The organism is Streptomyces bobili (assembly GCF_002154575.1).
In the GTDB taxonomy this organism is placed as follows: domain Bacteria; phylum Actinomycetota; class Actinomycetes; order Streptomycetales; family Streptomycetaceae; genus Streptomyces; species Streptomyces bobili.
In genome coordinates this window covers 1-355 of record NZ_MUBA01000668.1, presented here as the reverse complement: position 1 = coordinate 355, position 355 = coordinate 1, and the positions used below count along the sequence as shown (strand labels likewise).

The 355-nt window shown below is 76.3% G+C and carries 1 protein-coding gene; it reads left to right on the top strand.

What is annotated here, in order from left to right; all coding sequences use genetic code 11:
- On the top strand, nucleotides 1-202 hold a 202-nt coding region (locus BZL64_RS41640), incomplete at its 5' end, for a DUF6227 family protein (protein WP_244205728.1).
- Nucleotides 203-355: the final 153 nt, after the last annotated feature.

Sequence of the window (355 nt, the reverse complement as noted above, 5' to 3'; positions counted from 1 at the left end):
CGGCCGGCCCTGCCGTGCGGGGCGCATCGGCCTGGGGTTCGCGCTGTACGAGCACGCGTTCCTGCTCCGTGACGGCCGGGAGGTCTCCCTGTGGGAGGTCGAGCACACGGCCACCCCCGACGGGCGGCACATGTGCGAGGTGTACCCCACCGAGGACGCGGCCCGCGAGGCGATGGAGCGGCGCGCGGCGCAGGTCTCCTGACCCGGACTCCCGCTTGGGGCCCCGGCGGGGGCGTCCCGCGCGGATTCAGCGGTCGTCGCCGAGCCGGCGTACGAGGCCCGCGAAGGCGGCCTGTTCGGCCGGGGTGAGTTCGACGGACTCCGGGTGCGGGCCGGTGTTCGACTGCGGCGGGAG